17 protein-coding genes are annotated in these 20,254 nt (G+C 44.0%); 9 read left to right on the forward strand and 8 right to left on the reverse strand.

Translation table 11 applies throughout. The features are described 5' to 3' along the window. The 3 genes from odhB to sucD form a co-directional block, all read left to right on the forward strand. The coding region (gene odhB / locus R8269_RS19000) for a 2-oxoglutarate dehydrogenase complex dihydrolipoyllysine-residue succinyltransferase (protein WP_318074709.1) at positions 1–1,202 on the forward strand (1,202 nt) is incomplete at its 5' end. Positions 1,203–1,415: 213 nt separating this feature from the next. Next, positions 1,416–2,582, forward strand: a complete 1,167-nt coding sequence (gene sucC, locus R8269_RS19005) for an ADP-forming succinate--CoA ligase subunit beta (RefSeq protein ID WP_005382179.1) — start codon at positions 1,416–1,418, stop codon at positions 2,580–2,582. Then, positions 2,582–3,454 (forward strand): succinate--CoA ligase subunit alpha, encoded by an 873-nt coding sequence (sucD, locus tag R8269_RS19010; protein ID WP_005382181.1) that lies wholly within the window; start codon positions 2,582–2,584, stop codon positions 3,452–3,454. Before sucC ends, sucD begins: the two co-directional genes overlap by 1 nt. A 119-nt stretch (positions 3,455–3,573) precedes the next feature. Here sucD and znuB read toward each other — a convergent pair whose 3' ends face one another. Both znuB and znuC read right to left on the reverse strand, forming a co-directional pair. Beyond that, positions 3,574–4,359: a zinc ABC transporter permease subunit ZnuB gene (gene znuB, locus R8269_RS19015; protein WP_005382183.1), complete on the reverse strand. Its 786-nt coding sequence runs from the start codon at positions 4,357–4,359 to the stop codon at positions 3,574–3,576. Continuing rightward, complete coding sequence (znuC, locus tag R8269_RS19020) at positions 4,352–5,140, reverse strand: zinc ABC transporter ATP-binding protein ZnuC (RefSeq protein ID WP_017634809.1); 789 nt, start codon at positions 5,138–5,140, stop codon at positions 4,352–4,354. The genes znuB and znuC overlap by 8 nt, the downstream gene beginning before the upstream one ends. Before the next feature lie 78 nt (positions 5,141–5,218). Between znuC and znuA the strand changes: the two genes are divergently transcribed. From znuA to R8269_RS19045, 5 genes are all read left to right on the forward strand, one after another. Beyond that, a complete protein-coding gene (gene znuA, locus R8269_RS19025; RefSeq protein ID WP_318222624.1) occupies positions 5,219–6,106 on the forward strand; it encodes a zinc ABC transporter substrate-binding protein ZnuA in 888 nt (295 codons plus the stop codon). A gap of 202 nt (positions 6,107–6,308) precedes the next feature. Further along, positions 6,309–9,686, forward strand: a complete 3,378-nt coding sequence (locus R8269_RS19030; RefSeq protein ID WP_318222625.1) for a helix-turn-helix domain-containing protein — start codon at positions 6,309–6,311, stop codon at positions 9,684–9,686. An 833-nt stretch (positions 9,687–10,519) separates the two neighbouring features. After that, entirely contained in the window at positions 10,520–10,747 is a 228-nt protein-coding gene (locus tag R8269_RS19035) for a FeoA family protein (protein WP_005382190.1), read from the forward strand. Then, positions 10,747–13,023, forward strand: a complete 2,277-nt coding sequence (gene feoB, locus R8269_RS19040) for a Fe(2+) transporter permease subunit FeoB (RefSeq protein ID WP_222712400.1) — start codon at positions 10,747–10,749, stop codon at positions 13,021–13,023. The genes R8269_RS19035 and feoB overlap by 1 nt, the downstream gene beginning before the upstream one ends. Beyond that, positions 13,020–13,250 carry a FeoC-like transcriptional regulator gene (locus R8269_RS19045; protein WP_005382192.1) on the forward strand — a complete coding sequence of 77 codons (231 nt, stop codon included), beginning with the start codon at positions 13,020–13,022 and terminating at the stop codon, positions 13,248–13,250. The genes feoB and R8269_RS19045 overlap by 4 nt, the downstream gene beginning before the upstream one ends. A gap of 108 nt (positions 13,251–13,358) precedes the next feature. Here R8269_RS19045 and R8269_RS19050 read toward each other — a convergent pair whose 3' ends face one another. From R8269_RS19050 to argS, 3 genes are all read right to left on the reverse strand, one after another. Then, positions 13,359–13,880 carry a YqhA family protein gene (locus R8269_RS19050; RefSeq protein WP_042523163.1) on the reverse strand — a complete coding sequence of 174 codons (522 nt, stop codon included), beginning with the start codon at positions 13,878–13,880 and terminating at the stop codon, positions 13,359–13,361. Positions 13,881–14,030: 150 nt separating this feature from the next. Further along, positions 14,031–14,459, reverse strand: coding sequence for an HIT family protein (locus R8269_RS19055; protein ID WP_005382194.1), 429 nt, complete (start codon positions 14,457–14,459; stop codon positions 14,031–14,033). A gap of 124 nt (positions 14,460–14,583) precedes the next feature. Next, entirely contained in the window at positions 14,584–16,317 is a 1,734-nt protein-coding gene (gene argS, locus R8269_RS19060) for an arginine--tRNA ligase (RefSeq protein WP_005388349.1), read from the reverse strand. A 220-nt stretch (positions 16,318–16,537) separates the two neighbouring features. Between argS and R8269_RS19065 the strand changes: the two genes are divergently transcribed. Then, the gene (locus R8269_RS19065; protein ID WP_065274265.1) at positions 16,538–17,134 is read left to right on the forward strand and encodes a VOC family protein; all 597 of its coding nucleotides are present in this window, start codon (positions 16,538–16,540) and stop codon (positions 17,132–17,134) included. Between the two features lie 72 nt (positions 17,135–17,206). On the opposite strand, the gene R8269_RS19070 is transcribed toward R8269_RS19065, so the two are convergent. The 3 genes from R8269_RS19070 to purU form a co-directional block, all read right to left on the reverse strand. Next, the gene (locus tag R8269_RS19070; protein WP_005382200.1) at positions 17,207–17,575 is read right to left on the reverse strand and encodes a hypothetical protein; all 369 of its coding nucleotides are present in this window, start codon (positions 17,573–17,575) and stop codon (positions 17,207–17,209) included. Positions 17,576–17,579: 4 nt separating this feature from the next. After that, positions 17,580–19,199, reverse strand: a complete 1,620-nt coding sequence (locus R8269_RS19075; protein ID WP_318222626.1) for a serine protease — start codon at positions 19,197–19,199, stop codon at positions 17,580–17,582. Between the two features lie 206 nt (positions 19,200–19,405). Continuing rightward, entirely contained in the window at positions 19,406–20,239 is an 834-nt protein-coding gene (gene purU, locus R8269_RS19080; protein WP_005382206.1) for a formyltetrahydrofolate deformylase, read from the reverse strand. Between the last annotated feature and the right edge of the window lie 15 nt (positions 20,240–20,254).

Consider the following 20,254-nt stretch of genomic DNA (forward strand, 5'->3'; position numbering starts at 1 on the left):
TTGAAATTCTGGTTCCAGATTTACCTGAATCAGTTGCTGATGCAACCGTAGCGACATGGCACAAACAACCAGGCGACGCAGTAGAGCGTGACGAGGTTTTGGTTGACATCGAAACAGACAAAGTTGTGCTAGAAGTTCCAGCTCCGGAAGCTGGCGTTTTAGAAGCTATTGTTGAAGCAGAAGGTGCGACAGTACTTTCTAAACAAATCATTGCTAAATTGAAGCCAGGCGCAGTTGCAGGTGAACCAACTGCAGACAAAACAGAAGGTACTGAAGCATCTCCTGATAAGCGTCACAAAGCTGCGCTTAGCGAAGAAAGTAATGACGCATTAAGCCCAGCAGTGCGCCGTTTGTTGGCTGAACATGGCTTAGAAGCAAGCCAAGTGAAAGGCACTGGTGTTGGTGGTCGTATTACGCGTGAAGATATTGAAGCGCATCTTGCGAACGCTAAATCTGCGTCAAAAGAAGACTCGCCAGCAGTGGTTGACGTGCCGGCAGCGGCTCGCAGTCAGAAGCGTGTTCCAATGACTCGCCTTCGTAAGACAGTCGCTAACCGTCTGCTAGAAGCGAAGAACAACACGGCAATGCTAACGACGTTTAACGAAGTGAACATGAAACCAATCATGGACCTTCGTAAGCAGTACAAAGATCAGTTCGAAGAGCGTCACGGTATTCGTTTGGGCTTCATGTCTTTCTACGTGAAAGCAGTAACAGAAGCGCTTAAGCGTTACCCAGAAGTAAATGCTTCGATTGATGGCGATGACATTGTTTACCACAACTACTTCGACATTAGCATGGCGGTATCAACTCCACGTGGTCTAGTTACACCTGTCCTAAAAGACTGTGACAAGCTTGGTTTCGCTGATGTTGAAAAAGGCATCAAAGAGCTGGCTATTAAAGGTCGTGATGGCAAGCTAACGGTAGACGAGCTAATGGGCGGTAACTTCACTATCACAAACGGTGGTGTGTTCGGTTCACTAATGTCTACACCAATCATCAACCCACCTCAATCAGCGATTCTTGGTATGCATAAGATCCAAGAGCGTCCGATGGCAGTGGATGGCAAAGTTGAAATCTTGCCGATGATGTACCTAGCGTTATCTTACGATCACCGCCTAATTGATGGTCGTGAATCAGTTGGCTTCCTAGTAACGATTAAAGAGTTACTAGAGGACCCAGCACGTCTCCTATTAGACGTTTAATATCGCTAAAACGTCTAGTTATCGTAGGTAGCTAGACGTTAAAAATTTCAATGGCTAGACTAGCTCAACGTTTGGCCTTCATTTGAATCCTTCAGTATGAGAACTCATGATGAAGGATTGATTTGAGAAGACCCTACAGACGTACAAGCAGCCAAGACTGCAGCGTTATGGAAATAATAAATCCCTTAAGGGAAAAACAAACGGAATATCGAAATGAATTTGCATGAATACCAAGCCAAACAGCTGTTTGCAGAATTCGGTTTGCCTGTGCCAGAAGGCTACGCGTGTGATACACCACAAGAAGCTTTTGAAGCCGCAGGCCGTATTAGTACAGCCAAGAAAGTAGTTAAATGTCAGGTTCACGCTGGTGGCCGTGGTAAAGCGGGTGGCGTAGAGCTACACGATACAAAAGAAGGCGTTAAAGAGTTTGCACAGAAGTGGTTAGGTAAAAACCTAGTGACTTACCAAACTGACGCTAACGGTCAGCCAGTAACAAAAATCCTTGTTGAAGAAGCTTCAAATATTGCGAACGAACTATACCTAGGTGCGGTAGTTGACCGTGCTAGCCGTAAGATCGTTTTCATGGCTTCTACCGAAGGTGGTGTGGAAATTGAAAAAGTTGCGGAAGAAACGCCAGAACTCATCCACAAAGCAGCAATTGACCCACTAGTAGGTCCACAAGCTTACCAAGGTCGTGAGCTAGCGTTCAAACTTGGTCTTGAAGGCGACCAAATCAAACAATTCGTTAAGATCTTTATGGGTCTTGGCACTATGTTCTCTCAGTACGATCTTGCTCTGCTAGAGATCAACCCACTTGTGATTACTGGCGAAGGCAACTTGCTATGTCTTGACGGTAAGATCAACATCGACTCAAACGCACTGTATCGTCAGCCTAAGCTTCGTGAAATGCACGATCCTTCACAAGAAGATGAGCGTGAAGCACACGCAGCTCAGTGGGAGCTGAACTACGTAGCACTAGACGGTAACGTTGGCTGTATGGTTAACGGTGCAGGCCTAGCAATGGGTACGATGGATATCGTAAACCTACACGGCGGCAAACCAGCTAACTTCTTAGATGTAGGTGGCGGCGCGACGAAAGAGCGTGTTGCTGAAGCATTCAAGATCATCCTATCTGATGACAATGTGAAAGCGGTACTTGTTAACATCTTTGGTGGTATTGTACGTTGTGACATGATCGCAGAAGGTATTATCGGTGCGGTTAAAGAGGTAGGCGTAAGCGTACCTGTTGTTGTTCGTCTTGAAGGTACTAACGCTGACCTAGGTCGCGAAGTTCTTGCTAATTCTGATGTTGATATCATTGCTGCTGAGTCGCTAACTGATGCTGCTCAGAAAGTTGTTGCTGCTGCGGAGGCTAAATAATGTCTGTATTAATTAACAAAGACACTAAAGTAATCTGTCAGGGGTTCACTGGTGGTCAAGGTACTTTCCACTCAGAGCAAGCTATCGCATACGGTACGCAAATGGTTGGTGGTGTGTCTCCAGGTAAAGGCGGCCAAACTCACCTAGGTCTTCCTGTATTCAACACAGTTCGCGAAGCAGTAGAAGCGACTGGTGCAACAGCGACAGTCATCTACGTACCAGCTCCTTTCTGTAAAGATGCAATCCTAGAAGCGATTGACGCGGGTATCGAGCTAATCGTAACGATTACTGAAGGTATCCCTACTACAGATATGATCGACGTGAAAGTGAAGCTAGAAGAAACTGGCGTTCGCATGATTGGTCCTAACTGTCCGGGCGTTATCACTCCTGATGAGTGTAAGATCGGTATCATGCCTGGTCACATCCACAAGAAAGGCAAAGTAGGTATTGTATCTCGTAGCGGTACTCTAACTTACGAAGCAGTTAAACAAACCACTGACGAAGGTTTCGGCCAGTCTACTTGTGTTGGTATCGGTGGTGACCCAATCCCGGGTTCAAACTTCATTGATATCCTAAAACTGTTCCAAGAAGACCCTGAGACAGAAGCGATCGTTATGATCGGTGAGATCGGTGGTACTGCAGAAGAAGAAGCAGCAGCATACATTAAAGAAAATGTAACGAAGCCAGTGGTTTCTTACATTGCTGGTGTAACTGCGCCTCCTGGTAAGCGTATGGGCCATGCTGGTGCGATTATCTCTGGTGGTAAAGGTACTGCTGAAGACAAGTTCGCTGCACTAGAAGCGGCTGGCGTTAAAACTGTGAAATCTCTAGCAGAGATTGGCCAAGGTCTACGTGAAGTGACGGGTTGGTAATCGACCACACTACTTAATAAGTATTAAAAAGCCTGCGACTTCGCAGGCTTTTCTTTTTCCGTTTCCGTGGATTTATGTTTGTTGTTAGCAAGGTCTTTCGCGTTTAATACTCAATGCGATTATGCTTTGCTTTTAATCAGCTGGCTCAGCATAAATAAGGATGTTGCGCTGATCACTACGGAAGGGCCGGCCGGTGTATCGAAGTGCCATGATAGGCTAAGCCCCATCAGTACTGCCACAGAGCCAATAATGGATGCGAACAATGCCATTTGCTCTGGTGATGAAGAGACTTTACGTGCTGTTGCGGCTGGGATAATTAGGAGCGAAGTCATGATCAACGCGCCAACGAACTTCATACCTACTGCGATTACTACACCCACCATTAGCATTAACACCAATCTAACTAAGTCTGTATTCACGCCCTCAACAGCGGCAAGTTCTTCACTGACAGTGCTAGAAAGCAGTGGGCGCCAGAAGACGTACAAACACGCGCTTACCGCAACAACACCTGCGTAAATAAACATCAGATCTTGTGGAGAGACGGCAAGTAAGTCCCCAAATAGGTAGCTCATTAAATCGACGCGCACGTTTTCCAAAAAGCTAACCGATACTAAACCGATAGAGAGTGCACTGTGTGCCAAGATACCTAACAACGTGTCTGTAGCCACAAGTTGTTGCTTTTGCAGAGTGACAAGCAAAACGGCCAGAGCTAAACAGCAGACGAGTAGCGCAAGGTAGAGATTTACGTTGAGCAAGAAGCCCAGCGCTAGGCCCATTAACGATGCATGAGCTAGGGTATCTCCGAAGTAAGCCATTTTACGCCAAACGACAAATGACCCAAGTGGACCGGCAATGATCGCGATACCAATACCAGCAAGAATAGAAGGTAGGAGAAACTCAATCATGATGGTGATGTCCGTGTTTATGGTGGGAGCATGATATCGCATCACCGCTTACTGGCGTTCCGGATAAATCGTGATGATGGTGCTCATGGTCGTGATGATAAAACGCGAGAGACTCTCTCGCTGCATTGCCAAATAGTGCGATGTAAGAAGGGTGCTGAGTAATAGTGGCAGGTGAACCTGAGCAGCAAACATGGTGATGCAGACAAATAACATCGTCCGTTTTCGCCATCACTAAATGTAAGTCATGCGATACCATAAATACGCCACAATCAAAGCGGTGACGAATGCTCTCAATTAAGTCATAGAGATCGATTTGACCTTGGATATCCACCCCCTGAGCTGGTTCGTCTAATACCAATAGCTGAGGACGTTGAAGCAGAGCGCGAGCCAGTAACACTCGTTGGTTTTCACCACCGGATAAGCGATGCATATTACTATTAAGTAAATGTTCAGCGCCAACAAGCCGTAATGCATCAATGCACTCCTGCTTACTGTATTTTCCTGCTAAATTTAGAAAGCGGGTTACATTCAATGGAAGGGAGTCATTGAGCTTCAACTTTTGAGGAACGTAACCAATTTTCAGTTTTCTTTGTCGGTTCAACTTGCCGCTAGTTGGCTTTTGAAGACCTAAGATAACTTTGACTAACGTTGATTTTCCCGCTCCATTGGGACCAATTAGGGTAGTTATTTTGCCCTTTTCTAATTCCATACTAATGTTATCGAGAACTCTGCGGCCATCGAACTCGACGCATAACTGCTCAAGATGGACTAAGGAAGACATGAATGAAACTCATTTGCAAATCAATAATGTTATAATGTAACATTATCTCACTTTCCACGCCATATCCCAAGTAAAACTATGAAAAGAGCATTAATTCTTGCTGCCTCAGCAATGTTAACACTGCCAGCACAGGCGGTAACGGTACTGACGAGTATCAAACCTATTCAGTTGTTAGTAACAGAGCTTACTCAAGGAGTAACTTCACCAGACGTGTTATTGCAGTCTAACACATCACCCCATGACTACGCTTTGCGTCCATCGGATGTTAAAAAGGTCGCTTCGGCTGATTTGGTTATCTGGTACGGACATGATCTTGAACCGTTTCTAGAGAAAGTTGTTTCGGATACATCGAATACTTTGACTATTAGTCAAATTCCAAATCTAGAATTGCGTGAATTTGATAGTGAGCACAACCATGACCATGATGGGCACGATCATGGCTCACATGATCCGCACTTTTGGCTAGGTGTAAGCCAAGCACAACAAGTGGCCAAGGCTGTTGTGAATCAACTTGTATCACTTGATCCGGAAAATGCAGCTCAATATCAAGCGAACCTCAAAAAGTTTGAACTCGAGCTAAAAGACACTGACCAACAGATAAAGCAGAAGCTGGCACCAGTAAAAAACAAAGGTTACTTTGTATTCCATGATGCTTACGGTTATTTCGAAGATCGTTATGAACTAAATCAAATGGGGCATTTTACTGTGAGCCCGGAACGCAAGCCAGGAGCGAAGACCTTAATTCAAATTCGTCAAAAGCTAAGTGGTGGAGATGTGGCTTGTGTATTTTCTGAACCTCAGTTTACCCCGGCTGTCGTTCAGAGCGTAATGAGAGGCAGTGATGTCACTAAAGGCGAGCTTGACCCGTTAGGGAGTACAATTGAAGCAAAACCTGGCAGTTACTTTACTTTTCTCAACAATATGGCGAATAGTTTTGAGCAATGCTTGAACAAAAAGTCAGATTAAGTGCTGTCGTAATGTAGGAGTAGTCTTTTTAACGTGATCCAGTAGTAAGAATTACAACCTTTGGTAAGGCGAGCCTTTTCTCAGAAAGTAATTGAGATATCATTACCAATAATTATCAGCTCAAAATAACCGTATCAATCCATGTTTTACAAACGATGAACGGTCACTTTCAGAGCACAAATTGATACAAAAGGTTTTCGTCTTGCTACGCCAATTAGCCCTTGCTCTGTTGGGCTTTGTCTTATCCTACCAAGCATTTGCGCTTCATAATGCAAATGCAATCTTTTACCCTTTGCCAACTCAGGCAAAGGGTACTTTTATCGCGGCTAAAAAGTTGTTCTTGGGTGAAAAGGGCGGTTTGTGGATTCATGACGTACACGGACGAGTCCTGTTTTACGATGGTCAAACTATATTGCCTAAATCAGGTAGCTTCCTACAAACGTCGGCTAAGCAGTTGGCTTATCATAAAGGTGCTTTTTGGACCTTTATTGAAAATGAGGTCTATCGAACTTATCCAAATCAGGAGCGACGTTTAGTCTTTAGTTTAAATCCAGGCTCACAAATAAGAAAAATAGGGTCTTCAAAGAACTATATTTGGGTGAGTGATGGCGCGCATTTCTATACCTACAATATCGACACTAGCGAGTTAAACTCTTTCTCTCTATTGCAGCTCTATCAACATAGTAATAATAGCTACGTTTACATTAATGATGCGGTGCTAGTTGAAACGAAGTGGGCACTAGCAACGACTTCCGGCTTCTATCTTTCTGAAGGTGATAAGTTTGACCATGTCGCTGCCTCAGGTCAAAACTACATTGAGAAAGTCTATTATTCACACACGCGAAGAGAAATTTTGATAGGTACATTGCGTGGCGCTTTAATTTTCAACATTTACCAGCCTGATAAAGAAGTGATTAGAATTGGCGGCTCACATGTTTTGACATTCGCAGAGACAAATCAAGAGTATTGGGTGGGGACAGAGCATGGCCTTTATTTGTACTCATTTTTTTCAGGTGAGGTCACCGAAGTCGCGCCTGCAAGCTTTCTTGAGTTAGAGTTAGATAACACGAAGATTTATTCGTTGTTGAGCGACAATATGGGAGGGATGTGGATTGCGACTAACCAAGGTATTCGTTATTACTCGCTATTTAGTAAAAAATTTGAACGAGTGACCTTTAGTAGTTATGACTCACACACCCTATCAGGACGAATTCGGCAAACTATTGAAGGTCCTGATGGTGCGCTTTGGTTTGCTGATGACCGAAAGATTTATCGTTCAGGAAAGAGTGGGATTAACCAAGTCTTAGAGTTGGAGTCGCAGATCAATGAATTTGCGTTTCAAAACGGCATGCTTTGGCTTGCAACCTCAAAAGGGCTGGAAATATTTGAGCTAAATGGTCTCAACAAGATTACATTTCCTTATTTACAGGTTATGGCTGGACATGCCGTAGAGCATGTGACCGTTGATGGTGATGACCGTCTTTGGGTATCAAGCGGATACCATCTTTACAATGTTGATACTGCTGCACGAAGCGTACGAAACTTTGGAAGTGAGTGGCTAGTAAGTCAGTATTTGCCTGCTAAGGTTACGCGCCTATATGATACTGAAGATGCCCTATTAATAGGCACCGATCATGGCGTATACCAATACAGTAATGACAACATCCAGTTTATCCGTTTTTCAGAAAAGTTTGGTGAATCATTAGACATGACCACGGCGGTTGATGGCAGCCAGTGGTTTGCTTCATCTTATGGTGTGTTTAAAACTGATACACGAAGCGATGAAAAACGTGTTGTTGAAATGAGTGAGCCCAACGCCAGACCTGCTTGCTTGATCAGAGACAGGCAAGGTGTATGGTTAGCTTCCTCTGTCGGTTTAAGCTATTACCACCTTTCGGGTGAGTTAGTGAAACATTACTCATCGTCATCAGGCTTAATGAACAATGAGTTCCTCCCTGGTATTTGTAGCGTTATACAGCAGACAGAAGTTGGTGAGCGAGAGCTTGTTCTGGGGTCGAAGTACGGACTCGTAAAAGCAGAAGCATCCAAGCTGCTTGTATCTAATCCCCCAGAGTCTAAGTTTATTGTTAGCCAAGTTGTGCTTGAAAATGAAGTTCTGCAAGTTGGTAGTGCCGATCTGAATGGGCTCACACTGCCATATGGATCTTCGCTGAGTTTTTTATTCGGTGTGATGCCAAAACCAGACAGTCAAAACTTGTACTATCGATTGAACAACGATGACCCATGGCAAACGTTAGAGGGGGGCCAACTGACACTCGAGCACCTTAGTTCCGGTGAATATCACTTGCAGGTCAGTAATGAGTCTCAAGTTGCCGCTGGAGTCGTTGGTTTAGAATCTCACTTTATCGTCCTTCATCCTTGGTATCTATCGCGATTTGCTATTTTAGGCTTTGTCGTAGCTAGTATTGCGGTCGTTGCAGTACTCGTATTCTGGCGCTCGCGCTACGTTGTACAGGCTAACCGTGATCTAGCAGCTCAAGTGACTCTCAAAACGAATCAGTTAAGACATCAAAGTAGAGTGTTGCTTACGAGCAACCAGCAATTACGTAAACAGATTCAAGTTAGAAACCTACTCGTAGACCATGTAGCTCTATCCATAAAATCAAGCGTCGACTTTATTGTGGCGAAACTACCTATGCCTCTCGATACTGCGACGGAGGATCATTTGGCTAAAACGAATTGGCAGTTAAATGAACTCAAAAGCGTTCCAAGTGATGTAAGTGGTGGGAGTCAGAACTACAACTTGAGTCAGATAACTCAGTCAGTGGTTGATGTATGGCAAGATGACTTTGCAAAAGCGGGTATTTTGGTAGAGCTAGAAGATGAGAGTAAGCAGAGCCGGGTTGCTCTGGAAAGCTTTAATCTTGATGTTATTTTCAATAGCATTTTTGCCAATATCATCAAGCGCTCTTTCCGAGGTCAAACGGTTAGAATTATGCTAGAAGAGGGGCATGATATTGTGTCATTGAGCTTTCTTGATTACGGGACGCATTTACCTAATAAAGTCGCGACTGGGCTTCCATCTAACTTAAATCACTCTGAGTTGAGTATTGACCACCTTGCCCAACTAGTGACAACGAGTGGTGGTTATTTGGCTGTCTTCTCTTCTGATGCTCAAAACAAAGTCGAGATTACATGGCCATCTGCGAAGGAAAGGAGTTATCTGGATGAACCGCAGCAAGAACTCAATCCTGTAACTATTGCAGAAGATCAAGTCACACCAGAGAAAGAGTGGTTGCAAAAAGTCTATCAATTAGTGGCAGAGCATTACCATGATCCTGAATTTGGCACTGCGTCAGCCGCTAAAATGCTGTATATGTCTGAACGCTCTTTGCAGAGACGTTTTAAATCTGCCTCGTCAAGAACGTTAAAAGACTATGTCACAGAGGTTCGTTTGGAAACGGCGTGTGAAAAGTTATTGGCGGGTGAGAAAATCAGTGAAGTCGCCTTTAACTGTGGCTTTAATGATCCATCTTACTTTAGCCAAAAGTTTAAGCTGCATTTTGGTTTGCCCCCTTCCAAGTTTGCTTTGACTCAAGAAAGCCAAGAAATTAACTAGAAAACCTTCATTATAAGCTCCCTAGTTAATAGTTAAGATGCTGGGGAGCTGCATACAGTGCTCTATTATTGCTGCAGTTGCTAACGCAGTGAGTTTCATTGTTTCTTCATCACATCTAGCCTACAAATCCATTCTCAACACGTAAGCACGATCACGTTCTATCTGTTAGTCGCGATGTTCATAGCAATAAGCATAAATGGCTTCAAGAGAATGATTTACTAATAGTTGCAACAAATAAATGACAGTTGTATTGCTGTATCAAAAGAGCGTTGTTCATTTGGGTGAATGATGGTGTGCGACATTCGTGAAAACGAAAACTGTGTTGAAAAGATGAATAAGGTAAAGAAGTTTTGAAAGAGGTGAAAAAAAATATCGTGGTATAGCCGGGGGGACTATACCACGGGTGTCAAGGACACCTTCGCTTGCTGCCGGAGTGACATGTTGCCATGCCACCTCTGGAATTTATTAGAGAGGTTGCCCTCTCGATGGAGTAACTATACGAGAGGTTACTTATTTTTCTTATAAAAATAACGCCATGTTTATATGAGAAAAGCGACAACGTTTTGTTTTTTAATTAACCCACTGTTTTAATTTGCATTTTTTGTTTTCTATCTTGGTTTGTGACATTTTTGTTTCGTTAGGTGTCATTTTTAATTGTTAATTTTGACGTAAATAACGAGAGGAAATTTACGAAGTTGACGTTTGAAAGCGTGAAAACATTTACGGAATCTTTGATTTCACACAAGGATTGAAGGGGTATAGGGGAGTAATATTGGCAACCTAAACTTATTAAATAATAATATTTCTCATTAGCAATACTCTTAAGGGCCACTATGAAGTTATCAGAGATTAATCCTGGCGATACGGTGACGATTCGGTTGTTAGATGGTCTTTCATCAGATATCAGAAAGAAACTCATGGTAATGGGGCTGCTTCCCAATACAGAAGTCAAAGTGATTCGACGTGCGCCAATGGGCGATCCTTTACAAGTCGAAGTCCGTGGTGTGTCTGTCGCATTGCGAGAAACAATTGCTCAGAAAATTGAAGTGGAGCGAGTGTAATGCAATATCAAGTGCTAACCGTAGGTAACCCTAATAGTGGTAAAACGACGCTATTTAATGGTTTAACTGGCGCAAAACAGCAAGTTGGTAACTGGGCAGGCGTCACGGTTGAAAAGAAAACAGGACAATTCAAGCATGCTGGGGATGAGTTTTTGCTCACTGACCTTCCGGGTATTTACTCATTAGACAGTGGTAATGATAGTAATAGTATTGATGAATCCATCGCATCGCGTGCGGTTCTAACTCATCCTGCTGATCTCATTATTAACGTGGTGGATGCTACAAGTTTAGAGCGCAGCTTATATATGACGCTGCAACTTCGCGAACTTGGTCGCCCTATGATTGTTGTCCTCAACAAGATGGATGCGCTAAAGCGTGAACGTCAGATGATTAACGTTGCAGAGCTTGAGAAAACGTTAGGTTGTCCGGTTGTCAGTTTATCTGCAACCAATAAAACTCAAGTGGCAGAGTTTAAAGAAAAGCTTCATAAATCCATCGTTCAAGGAGTGCCACTTAAGGAATTGTCTTTGCATTACGGTGAGAAGATGGAGTCGGCAATTCAAACGGTTTCCGCACTTTTTAACGACCAAACCGTCGCTCATCGTGCACTAGCGATTCGTGCGCTTGAAAAAGACACAATGGTGCTCAATAGTCTTTCTGATATTGATAGAAGCAAAGTATTGGAAGTCATTACGACGTTAGATTTGGATATCGATTTGCATGTCGCGGATACTAAGTACACGCATCTGCATGAACAGTGTAAAAAAGTTCGCCGAAGCGAAGGCAAGTTAAGTCGTAGTGTGACTGAAGGACTCGACCAGTTTATTTTGAACAAGTGGATTGGAATTCCTTTCTTCTTTGTTGTTATGTACCTGATGTTTATGTTCTCGATTAACATCGGTAGTGCATTTATCGACTTTTTTGACATTGGTGTGGGCGCATTGTTGGTTGATGGTGGGCATCACTTGTTAGACGGTCATTTGCCTGTGTGGTTAGTGACGGTTCTTGCTGATGGTATCGGTGGTGGTATCCAGACGGTTGCAACCTTCATTCCGGTTATCGCGTGTTTGTACCTCTTCCTAGCGGTACTTGAGAGCTCAGGTTACATGGCTCGTGCAGCATTCGTACTAGATAAAGTGATGCAGAAGATCGGCCTACCGGGCAAAGCATTTGTACCGTTGGTTCTTGGTTTTGGCTGTAACGTACCGTCAATCATGGCAACTCGTACTCTAGACCAAGAACGTGAGCGTAAACTGGCTGCATCTATGGCGCCATTTATGTCATGTGGTGCTCGTCTGCCTGTATACGCGCTATTCGCTGCGGCATTCTTCCCAGGTTCTGGCCAGAACATTGTATTCGCACTTTACCTACTTGGTATTGTGGCAGCGATCTTCACAGGTCTTTTCCTTAAGCATACGCTTTACCCAGGTAGCAGTGATAGCCTAGTAATGGAAATGCCAGACTATGAGCTTCCGACGCTACAAAACGTGGTGATCAAAACTTGGCAAAAGCTAAAGCGCTTCGTACTTGGTGCAGGTAAAACCATCGTTATCGTTGTTGCTATTCTGAGTTTCTTCAACTCATTGGGTACTGATGGCAGTTTTGGTAATGAAGACAGCGAAAACTCGGTGCTTTCTAAAGCTGCGCAAGTTGTAACTCCAGTATTCGCGCCAATCGGTGTTCAAGAAGATAACTGGCCAGCGACGGTTGGTATCATTACCGGTATCTTCGCAAAAGAGGCGGTAGTTGGTACGCTTAACAGCCTGTACACCACGCAAAGCGACGGTGAAGACGCAGAATTTGATCTAATGGGCAGCCTAGAAGAGGCAGTAATGAGTATCCCTGAAAACTTAGCCGGTTTGAGCTACTCAGATCCACTAGGCATTGAAGTGGGTGACTTAACTGACTCAAATGCCGTTGCCGAAGAACAAGAAGTCGATGCTTCTATCTTCGGTAACATTAAATCTCAGTTTGCTTCTGGCAATGCCGCATTTGCTTACCTAATCTTTATCCTACTGTACACACCTTGTGTGGCGGCGATGGGGGCTTACGTACGTGAGTTTGGTCATAAGTTCGCACGCTTTATTGCGGTTTGGACAATGGGCTTGGCTTACCTATGTGCGACGTTCTACAACCAATTGACGCATTTCGCAGATAGCCCAGTGACAAGTGGCATTTGGATGGCTGTGATCGTTGCTATCTTCTTTGGTACCTACCGTGTGTTCAAACAAGTTGGTAAGAAACAAAACGGTGCATTAGAGGCGCAAGTAGCATGATTTTAAAAGAGCTTTATCAATACATTGCAGACAAAGGAACCGTCTCCCAGTCAGATCTGGCTAAACAGTTTGGGATGAGTGAAGATGGCGCCGACGCGATGTTAAACGTGTGGATTAAGAAGGGCAAAATTAGCCGCCTAGTCGACACTAATAAAGCTCATGACGTGACTCGTGTTCGCTACTCAGTGACTAAACAAGATGGTTTGTCTCTGACAGTCACCATGTAGCGACTATCAAAATTAGTCACCTAAAAATTATCACGTAAAAACGACAAAGCCGCATCAGCAATGATGCGGCTTTTATTTTGCTGGTTATTGTTTGTGAATACAGCGAAATTAATGTTCTTCAGAGTGTTTAGTCGCGCCTAACCCTAGGAACTTCAAACCAAGACTTAAAACTAAAATCGAAATAGGTAATGTTAAGATCGTCCAATCTAAGCTGTCGAAGTTAATCAGCACGAGCTCTAAGAACTTCACAAACAAGATCACGATGATGACTTCAGCCAAAATGTTTTTTAGATGGCCGATGTTTGGGGTTCTGATCCAATGCAAAACCGACTGCTCTTGTGTTTTCGCTTTAGCTTTGTTGGAAATAAATAGTGTGTAGATGCCGTGAGCAAAGATGAACAAAACTAGTGCGACAAGAAACGTATCCAGTGACTTGATCAAATAAGCGATCGCGATGTCTGCTTTATCTAAATGTGCGAGTGCTTCTGGAGGTGTTTGATTGAGAATGAAGACCGCAAATGCCGAATAGGTTTTTGCTGCACCCATAAGAAAAAGCAAGAATGAAGCAGCCATAGAACAGATAATGGCGATCCAGCTGACGTATCGGAATGTGTTGAAGACTTGTTTCATGATGACCCTCTCTAACTGAGCTGGTAGTCTAAACAAGTTTTATTTTAGTGATAATCCCAGAAAAATGAGAAAGATTGTTACAAATACGTATTAATCTTTCTCTGTCTATTTCAGCCGTATTCAAAGGCGAATTATTTTCGCTAGCAGTGCTTATGCTTTTTGGAAAATAGAACTCAGTGACAGCACATTTTTAATGCGACCAAGCAATTCGTTTTGCTCTTCTTCTGTACGGAATTCACCTTTGGTGTTACCCCAAACCGGTCCCGGCCATGCTACGTCATCTTTGAAGCGAGCAATATGGTGAATGTGCAGCTGTGGCACCATATTACCTAGCGCACCAAGGTTTAGCTTGTCTGGACGGAATGTTGCTTCCAGTGCTTGGCTTACCGCTTGAGACTCTAGCAAAAACTGTTGCTGTTCTTGCATTGGCAAGTGGTGAAGCTCTTTTAGGTTTGCACGTTTAGGGACCAAGATAACCCATGGCACGGCGTTATCTTTATGCAGAAGCGCCACACACAGTGGGAAGTGGCCGATAACGGTGGTGTCTTTTGCCAGTTGAGGGTGCAGTTCAAAACTCATTATGTTGTCCGATTTGAATTGAATGACATCAGTATACGCCAGATAAAACAAAAGGTTGACGCTTTCACGTCAACCTTTGTCATCATTTAGCTTGTGCTACTTAAGCTACCTACGTAAAAGCGGATTACATACGCTCTAGAGTATCAATACCTAGTAGAGACAGACCTTGCTTGATGGTCTTCGCTGTTAGCGCAGCTAGTTTCAGACGGCTTTGTTTCACAGCTTCGTCTTCAGCAACTAGGATAGGGCACGCTTCGTAGAAACTAGAGAACTGACCTGCTAGTTCGAATAGGTAGCTACACATGATGTGCGGTTGGCCTTCGCGAGCGACAGATTGAACCGCTTCTTCGAACTGCATAAGTTTAGCAATAAGTGCTTTCTCTTTCTCATCAGTGATTTTGATGTCGCCTTGGAGAGCGTCCATAGCAACACCAGCTTTAGCGAAAATAGAAGCTACGCGAGTGTATGCATATTGCATGTATGGTGCTGTGTTACCTTCAAACGCTAACATGTTGTCCCAATCGAACACGTAGTCAGTCGTACGGTGTTTAGATAAGTCAGAGTATTTAACCGCTGCCATTGCAACTGTTTTAGAGATCTTCTCTTTTTCTTCCGCATCTAGCTCAGGGTTTTTAGATTCGATCAGTTGTGCTGCACGAACTTCTGCTTCATCTAGAAGGTCGGCAAGGCGAACGGTACCACCCGCACGAGTCTTGAATGGCTTACCATCTTTACCAAGCATCATGCCGAACGCGTGGTGCTCAAGAGATACTGACTCAGGTACGTAGCCTGCCTTACGAACAATTGTCCAAGCTTGCATTAGGTGCTGGTGTTGACGTGAGTCGATGAAGTAAAGCACACGGTCTGCGCTTAGCTCTTCATAACGATATTTTGCACATGCGATGTCTGTTGTTGTGTATAGGAAACCGCCATCGCGTTTTTGAACGATAACGCCCATTGGTTCGCCATCTTTGTTCTTGTATTCATCTAGGAATACAACTTGCGCGCCATCATCTTCAACGGCAAGACCTTGTTCTTTTAGGTCTGCAACGATCTTAGGAAGCATGTCGTTGTACATGCTCTCGCCCATCACGTCGTCACGAGTCAGTGACACGTTTAGACGGTCGTAGTTGCGCTGGTTTTGGATCATGGTTACATCAACGAGTTTTTTCCACATTTCTGCACAGTACTCGTCACCGCTTTGCAGTTTCACAACGTAGTTTCGCGCCTTTACTGCGAAGTCTTCATCTTCATCGTACAGCTTTTTCGATTCGCGGTAGAAGCCTTCAAGGTCCGCAAGCTCCATAGAAACTTCGCCAGACTCTTGTTGTACACGTTCAAGGTTTGCGATAAGCATACCGAACTGAGTACCCCAGTCGCCGATGTGGTTCGCACGGATCACTTTGTGACCTAGGAACTCAAGAGTACGTACCACCGCATCACCGATGATGGTTGAACGTAGGTGACCAACGTGCATTTCTTTAGCTACGTTTGGTGCAGAGTAGTCAGCAACGATAGTTTGAGCTTCGTCTGCTGCAACGCCAAGACGTGAGTCAGCCAGTGCTGCTTCCGCTTGTTTTGCTAGGAACTCTTCGCTTAGGAAAATGTTGATGAAACCAGGACCAGCGATTTCTGTCTTGCTTGCAATACCATCTAGGTCTAGAACATCCAGTACTTTCTGTGCAAATTCTCGTGGGTTAGTACCCAGTTTTTTAGCAACGCCCATTACGCCGTTTGCTTGGTAGTCACCAAATTGTGGCTTTGCTGATTGGCGTACTGCCGCAGGACTGCCTGCAGGTGCGCCAGCGGCTTCTAGAGCCTGAGATACTTTGTCATTAATAAGTGCTTGGATATTCACACGCGTTTCCTTCAATTCAAGGACGAAGAACTCGGCGAAGTAAGTGCCGAGTTCTGTTGGAGTTCACAAAAATGGGGCTAATGATAACAACTTTATTGCTTTTCATACAGAGAGGAATTGGGGAAATTTATACTTTTTCGATTGAATGGAAATGTGGTTTGGTTTGCGTTTACTATTGCGCTCAGAGTAATGAGATAAATCGCCCCAAAAGAGAACCACAATGACGACTCAACTAGTTGAAAAACGCCTAGCGCCTAAATTGATGATCCAAGATCTGGATGCATTTATGGCGAAGATTGAAGAGCTTGCATCCCTGTTAAAACTGGATCTGAGCTTTGCTCAAGCTGACCATATTGCGCTGCGAATTAATGATACTGAAACAGCAAAAGCCGCGCATGAAGCATGGAATCAATACGGTAAGGTGATTTCACAAGCGAAAATCAACGGTCGCCCAATTATTGTTATTGAGTTCGATAAAGCGTTGGAAAGTCGTGGCTGGAAGATTGAGTGTCTGGAGCTGCCATACCCTGCGGAAGGCAAAATCTACCCAACTGAAAGCTGGGAACATGTGGAGTTTGTGATTCCGTCTCATGCCGAAACCGCAGATGAGTTTCTTGCTGATTTGAGACACACTTATCCAGCGTTTGGCGCGCGCTTTAATGAGTTAGAAGAGCTGGGTGTGAAGATCAAACTGTCGAGCCCGAAAGGGGATGGCGAACGCTTGAATAACCCAACAGTGGCGTTTAAGTACCAAGGCATTTGTATCAAACTGCACCCGCATTCACTTAAGCGTATTGTGGAGTCTGAGCAGGCGTAAAACGCTAGGGTGAGAATTGCTGAGTTGCGATAGGCAAAAAGGGAGCCGAGGCTACCTTTCGTAAGCGAATCACTATTTAGCCAGTGACTTGCTTTTTGGGTTGGTAATGGAAAGTTTTTTGCCTTTCAACTCTTCATCTAAAGGCAGTGTAAAAGTTTTGGCAAACGGCATTCGTTTACAATGATCCGCCTTGTCTCTAACGATAGTAATAAGAGCTTCTGTCTGTGAGCTTTGCTCTATTTTTAGGCTAAAATCATCGTTCTTACTGCAGCCGTTAGACTCTGTGATAAATGAAATTTGACTCTCACTTGTCCTATAAGTCTCTACCATCATTGCTTGGTGCTCAGACGTCTGGTTTGTTTGCAGTCCTGCGTTTGCTGAACATGCAGTTAAACTGATAGTGCCCAAACCAAGTAGGAATATCTTGAGTCTATGTTTCATCTCGTTACCTTTTTTTGCGTCGTACGAATGAACCTGCAGCCATTAACACCAGTAGGCCAATAGATAAACTGCCGCCTGAACTAGACTTTTTATTAACGTCGTTACCAGCATCGCCCGTATTATCTGTGCTGACTGACATATTTATGTTGCGAACAAATGCTTGCGCGCTGTAAATGCCACTTGAAAACGGGTGTTGGACGTATTCAAACGTTATCGTATTAGATGCTTTGTAAAGATCGATCTGGATCTCTTTATAATCGAGGAGTTGGTTGGTGCTATCGTAAATTTCACCATTAACTAAGATGAACAAGTAATCAAAACCATCGGACATTACTTTGAGATCCATGGTAAGTTTGCCCTTCGGAAGATCGGTCAAAACCAGCTCAGATACACCAGGATAAGCTCCCATATCCGCTGATTGCAGTTCACCATTTTCAGCCGTCCAAGCGTTTTGACCGGTATAAACATTTGCGTCTGCTAGCGGAATGGCATTACGCACTGATCTGCTTGCTTTATCTACACCTGAATACTCGAAAGTTGTTGTGAGTCTGGACAGTTTCGGATGATCGGTAAAGAGCTCTATCGTTGTTTCTGATCCCGAATAGCTAGGTTGGTAGCCGACGGTAATTTGACAGCTTTGCGAAGGCTTTAAGGTACCAGTACAAGTGCTTTTCTCGATGGTACTTCCGTATGATATTGTGCTTTGGTAGATGTTGAATGGGATAGTATCGTCATTACGAATAGTAAAGGTCTCTTGCTGCGCTTTTCGCTCAACGAAACGAAGATCTCGGTACTTAGTGAAGCTGATAGTATTGCGATGGCTATCTATCCATCCATTGTGTTGAAAATGAGCGACGTTGGCGTAAACACCATAAGCGTTTGGTTGAGCACATCCATCCCCCCAGCTGACCACGCCTAGCAATTTGTTGATACCGTTATCATCAACGATGAGTGGACCGCCGCTATCTCCTTGGCAGCTATCTTTTCCTCCCCAATAGTATCCGGCGCAAATACCGTCATCTGATACATTAGAGTAGTTTCCTGGTAGGTTTTGGCAGGTAGCTCGATCTACGTATTCCAAATCTACTTGTTGTAAAACGGTTGGGTATATTCGGTCTGTCGTGGACGTATTTCCCCATCCAGCCACTTGCAACTTGTCTCCTACGCGTACGCTATCTAAAAGTTCTGGCGTTGCCAGGTCAATAGTTGCGCTATCGATATTGCGTTCTAATTCAATAAGAGCGATGTCATTGTTCGTTGTTATGTTGTTATATTCATCATGTGAATAGATATTTTTAATGGCGATGCGCTGTGCTTGAGACTCTCTGTTTTTGTCATAAAGACCAAGAACGATATCCAGATCGTCCGCATTAAGACCTTCCACACAGTGCGCAGCAGTTAATACGTATTTTCCACCTAGGAAACTGCCACCACAAAAGTGACCAATAGATGTAGGTTGTCCTTTACGTACCAGTGAAGCAATAAATTTCCAGTCGGAAGTGTTGGCAGGTTCGCCGCCGATAATGCGAGTGGATACATCATTCTGAACAGGCTCAAGAGTATCTGCGATTGTGGTTGCTGGTAAAGTCAGCCCAATCAGAAAAGCCACTAACGTTTTTTTCATTTTAATTCCGTAATATTAACGTGGTTTATTATAAGGAGGGCAAATGATAAACGGAATCATTCTCTCAGTAAATAGTTGTGGAGAAATGAAAAATTATAACGTATCGGTTTAACTTTGATGGTTAGAATTGGAGGGGGGATCTTCTGAAAAGATGAAACCCGCCAAGTTGGACGGGTTTCACTATCGTTGTAACTAGTACGGAGGGATTACAGGATCACTGTCTTATTCCCATAAACAAAGACGTGGTCATTGATCACTTTATTCAAAGCCTTACTCAATACGTTCTTCTCTACATCGCGTCCCGCTTGCGCCATATCTTGGGCATTGAATGTATGGTCGACAGGAATTACGTCTTGCTTGATGATCGGCCCTTCATCTAAATCATTAGTCACGAAGTGTGCTGTTGCACCGATGATTTTCACACCGCGATCGTAAGCTTGTTGATATGGCTTCGCGCCAATAAAAGCAGGTAAGAAGCTGTGATGAATATTAATGATTTTGTGGTGATATTTCTCAACAAACGTCGGCGTTAATACGCGCATGTATTTAGCTAGCACCAAAAAGTCAGCATCGTATTGATCGATCACTTCTAGCATCTTCTGCTCGTGTTCTTCACGGCTAAGGTTTTCATGGGTCACATGGTGGTAAGGAATGTCGAAGCGTTCAGTGAGAGTTTGCAGTTTGTCGTAATTCCCCACCACAGCGGCGATCTCAACATCTAGGCTTCCATCGTAGGTTTTCATCAGAATATCGCCTAAACAATGCGCTTCTTTTGTGACGAGAATGACGATGCGCTTACGGCGAGAGCCAACCAATTTACGCTTAGCACCTTGCGGGAGAGCTTGGTCCAAGTCGGCAAGAAACGTTTGATCGTTGAAGTACCCCTCCAACTCCGTTCTCATGAAAAAGTGGCCACTGGTATTATCAACAAATTCGTTATTGTGAACGATGTTGAGTTGGTGCTTGTAACAGATATTAGTAATTTTCGAGATGAGACCCGGGGCGTCAGAACAGTGGGTCAACAGTGTTTTCTTTTCCATAAATCAGGTACTTCC

The organism is Vibrio sp. Vb0667 (assembly GCF_033391095.1).